Source organism: Nocardia sp. 852002-20019_SCH5090214, from assembly GCF_001665865.1.
Classification (GTDB): Bacteria; Actinomycetota; Actinomycetes; order Mycobacteriales; family Mycobacteriaceae; genus Nocardia; species Nocardia nova.
This window is the reverse complement of sequence record NZ_LZMK01000336.1, coordinates 1-3,908: the sequence shown is the minus strand read 5'-3', so window position 1 is coordinate 3,908 and position 3,908 is coordinate 1. Positions and strand designations below refer to the sequence as shown.

Sequence of the window (3,908 nt, the reverse complement as noted above, 5' to 3'; positions counted from 1 at the left end):
CCGGCTAGCCCCACCTCAGCCGAACCGGGGGACCGATGAACGACCCACGCCCACAACCGAACTCGTATCCGGTGCCGCCGATCCCGGGCAGCCATGGCGCACCAGAGGGCGTAACGCCGCCTCCGTTGCGGCCGCCCGTGCCGGGTGGCTATCGCGAGCCGGGGGGTATGACCCCGTCACCGATGCCGGGCGGTGGTTACCGCATGCAGGACGGCACGACACCGCCACCGGTGGGCGTCGGTGCGGAATATCCTGCGCCGGTCGCCGGACGTCCCGGGCCGCCGTCGGTCGCGAATCGCGGGCCGGGAGTGGGCGGCGGCCCGGCGCTTCATCCGCCGCCGGGCACGACGCCGTTCGGTCCCGGGAACGACATACCCGGCGGCGTCGAGTCTGGGGCGCCACCTCCTGCGAACCCGCACGGTTCCGCGGATCCGGCCATGCTGCACCGGACCGAACTGACGCGTACCTACCCCTGTACGGCCTGTGGCGGCCAGCTGGTGTTCGACATCGCCTCGCAGCAGTTGCGGTGTCCCAGTTGCGGAAACTACTCGCCGCTCTCGGCGCCGCGGGCACCGGTCGTCGCGCGGGATCTGCGGCAGGCGATGGGGGAGCTGCGCGCGCTGCAGGCCGTGACCGCCGGACCGCAGATCACCGGCGATCGCGAGGTGAAGTGTCAGAATTGCGGTGGCACAACCACATTCGTCGGCAGTCTGACCGCGACACGCTGTCCCTACTGCACCACGCCGATCCAGCGCGACGATGTGCACAACGCTTCGGCCCGGTTGCCGGTGGACGGTGTGGTCCCGTTCCGCATCGACGAGAAGGCGGCGCGCGAACGCGTCGAGAAGTGGGTCGCGGGACGGTGGTTCGCGCCCACCGCGTTCAAGAAGTACAAGCGGCTCGGTTCGCTGGCGAGCGTCTACCACGCCTACTTCACCTACGACGCCGACGTGCACACGTGGTATCGCGGCGAACGCGGGGAGGAGTACACGGAACGGTACTGGGACGACGGGGAACTGAAGAGCCGCACCGAAATACGCTGGTATCCGGCGATGGGCGAGGTCGGCAACCGCTTCGACGATCTGCCGATTCTCGCCAACGACATCGACGACAGCGCCCGTGTCGCCGAACTCGAACCGTGGCCGGTCGCGGAGGCCACCGGTTATTCGCCCGAGTACGTCGCCGGCCACCTGGCCCGCACCTACGATCGCGACGCCGAGGAGATGTTCCCGGTCGCCCGGACGCGGATGGAACAGGTCATCGAGCAGACCGTGCGCGAGGACATCGGCGGCGACCGCCAGCACATCCACGACCTGCGTTCGACCTGGAACTCGCTGGCGTACAAGCACATTCTGCTGCCGATCTGGCTGTTGACCGTGGTCTACGCGAACACCCCGTTCCGGGTCTACATCAACGGCCTGACCGGTGAGGTCGTCGGGCAGCGGCCGTGGAGCAAGGTCAAACTCGCCGCGTTCGTCACGGTCGTCACGCTGCTGATCATCGGCGCGGTGGTCGCGCTGTCGATGTGGCACGGCGGCGGAACCCACCATCACAGCACCGGCCACACCACCGTCGTCCACCACGGGAGATGACATGTTCGTGCTGCTACTGCTCGTGCTCGCCCTCGTGGTGATCCTGGGCGGGATCGTCGCGATCGGGGCGGTGGCCCTGGCCCATCAGCGCCGCCGCATCGCCGCCGAGAATCAGGTGGTCCCGGGTAAGGCCACTCGCGCGCCGACCGCATGGGCGCGTTCCCACGACCCCGAGGCTCGCCTGCACCGCCGCCTGCGCGATGCGATGACGGCGTTGCGCGCGGTGACGGCCTACGACACGGCGGCAACGGTGACTCTGCGCGCGGATCTGGAACAGTCCGCCCTGGCTCTCGACGACCACCTGGTCGCGATCTCGATGCTGCATTCCGACGCGCGGACGGCACAGCTGGCACAGGCCGAACGCGCGGTCGCGGCGGTCGAGGCGGGAGTCGCCGACTATGCCACGGCGGCAACACAACCGGATCTCAGCGCACTCGAGGCCGACCTGGCGGGGGTGCGGGAACGGTTGCGCACGGCCGACGACCTCCGCCGCGGAATCGGCGGCTAGCCCACGGCGCTCGTCCGGGTTCCGCATACCACCGTCGCGCCGTAGTCGGACGATTCCGCGATCGCGGGGCGCAGTCCGGCGGCCGCGGCGATCGCTGTGGCGGTGTCGATCTGGGCGGTGCCGATCTCGACCAGTACCCAGCCGCCGACCGTCAGCCACCGCCCGGCGGCATCGGCCACGCGGCGCAGCACGTCGAGTCCGTCGGCGCCGCCGTCGAGGGCGGTGCGGGGTTCGTGGTCGCGGGCTTCCGGCGGCATCCGGGCGATCATCGCGGTCGGCACGTACGGGGTGTTGGCCAGAATCAGATCCACGCGCCCGATCAGTTCGCCGGGCAGCGCGGCGAAGAGGTCACCTCGGAAGACCCGCGCGCCCAGCGGTTCCAGATTGCGCCGCGCGCACGCCACCGCGGCGGTGTCGATGTCGGCGGCGACCAGTTCGACCTCCACCCCGCCGGCGCGCAACGCGGTCGTCGCGGCCAAGCCCAACGCGCCCGAGCCACAACACATGTCGACGACGGTGCGCCGATCGCCCGGCCGGGCGGCGGTGCGTTCGAGGGCCTCGTCGATCAGAAACGCGGTGCGTTGCCGGGGCACGAATACGCCCGGGTCGAGCGCCACCCGCACGCCGCGAAAGTCGGCCCAGCCCAGAAGATATTCGAGCGGTATGCCGTCGACGCGGCGTGCGACGAGTGCGGAGAGCTCGCCGGGGGAGGAGGCGGCCTGCCGGAGCAGGGCCGCTTCCTCCTCGGCGAAGACGCATCCGGCGCGGCGCAGGTCGGCCACGATCGTATCGCTGGCGGACTCGTCGGATTCGGGGTCGATCACCCCACTATTGTCGGCGCGGCGTCAACCACAATCTTCCGTGCGCCGGCTAGCGGGCCGACGGCAGCAGGAAGGTGCGGGTGGCGTCGAGATAGATGCCGCGCTGGGCGGCCTTGCTCGGCGGCGGCAGCTGCGACACCAGCTGATCGAGCGAGGTCATCGCCCCCACCACGCGGGTGCCGGCGACGATGAAATCGGCCACCGCGCGGCGGATGTGATTCGGTGAGGTCACCACGACCGCGCTGGTCGCACCGGCGTCCTGAAGCATCCGGGTGCTGAACAGCGCGTTCTGCACGGTCGAAGTGGCGCGGTCCTCGACCAGCACCCGGGAGGCCGGAATGCCGTGGCCGATCAGCCAGCCCGCCATCGCGGCGGCTTCGGGTACCCCGTTCTGCGGGTTGCCGCCGGTCACCACGATCGGCGACATCGGCGCCGCGATCGCCTGCAACCACGCGGCGGTGAGCCGGTTGACCAGTTCGGGGCGCAGGCTGCCGTCGGGCAGCAGCCCGTAGCCGAGCACCACGATGCCGGTCTGCGGGCCGACCAGCGCCGGCAGCGGATTGGGCAGGGTGCCCACGGCCGCGCCGATGGCGCCGATGAGATTGCGGGCCCCCTGGGCCATGCCGGGGTCGATGGCCGCCAGCCGGTTGAACGCGGCTTCGCGAGTGAGCAGATCGCCGGTGTAGTCCGACCAGATACCCTGCAGGGCCAGCGCCTGCGCGTCGTCGGGTGTGGCGTCCAGCAGCGAGCGCAGGTCGGCCAGACCCGCGGCGTCGTTGCCGTTGACGAAGTTCTCCTGAGCCGAGTTGTAGAGCGGCGCCGGTCCGTCGGCGGCCGTGGCCGTCGTGGTGAGTGGTCCGGCCAGCAGCGCGGCCGCCGAGGCCGCGACGAGAAGATGTTTGACACGTCTGGCGATGTTCACTGCAGTCGACACCTTTCCGGGCGAGCAGTCCCAGCGACAGCGGGCTGACGCCGTCGACATCCTTG

At 70.6% G+C, this 3,908-nt stretch carries 4 protein-coding genes; 2 read left to right on the top strand and 2 right to left on the bottom strand.

Translation table 11 applies throughout. From position 1 onward, the window contains the following. Window positions 1–437: 437 nt before the first annotated feature. Both A5780_RS26565 and A5780_RS26560 read left to right on the top strand, forming a co-directional pair. On the top strand, window positions 438–1,592 hold the full coding sequence (locus A5780_RS26565; RefSeq protein WP_064906907.1) for a hypothetical protein: 1,155 nt from the start codon (window positions 438–440) through the stop codon (window positions 1,590–1,592). 1 nt (window position 1,593) lies between these two features. Then, window positions 1,594–2,100 carry a hypothetical protein gene (locus A5780_RS26560; RefSeq protein WP_064909986.1) on the top strand — a complete coding sequence of 169 codons (507 nt, stop codon included), beginning with the start codon at window positions 1,594–1,596 and terminating at the stop codon, window positions 2,098–2,100. On the opposite strand, the gene A5780_RS26555 is transcribed toward A5780_RS26560, so the two are convergent. After that, complete coding sequence (locus tag A5780_RS26555) at window positions 2,097–2,921, bottom strand: putative protein N(5)-glutamine methyltransferase (RefSeq protein WP_197521876.1); 825 nt, start codon at window positions 2,919–2,921, stop codon at window positions 2,097–2,099. The genes A5780_RS26560 and A5780_RS26555 overlap by 4 nt on opposite strands. A gap of 49 nt (window positions 2,922–2,970) precedes the next feature. Next, on the bottom strand, window positions 2,971–3,843 hold the full coding sequence (locus tag A5780_RS26550) for a YdcF family protein (protein WP_063015818.1): 873 nt from the start codon (window positions 3,841–3,843) through the stop codon (window positions 2,971–2,973). Window positions 3,844–3,908: the final 65 nt, after the last annotated feature.

Excerpts from the sequence above, each read along its gene's own strand:
- A5780_RS26565 (WP_064906907.1), top strand. The coding sequence starts at position 438 with ATGCTGCACCGGACCGAACTGACGCGTACCTACCCCTGTACGGCCTGT.
- A5780_RS26560 (WP_064909986.1), top strand. The coding sequence starts at position 1,594 with ATGTTCGTGCTGCTACTGCTCGTGCTCGCCCTCGTGGTGATCCTGGGC.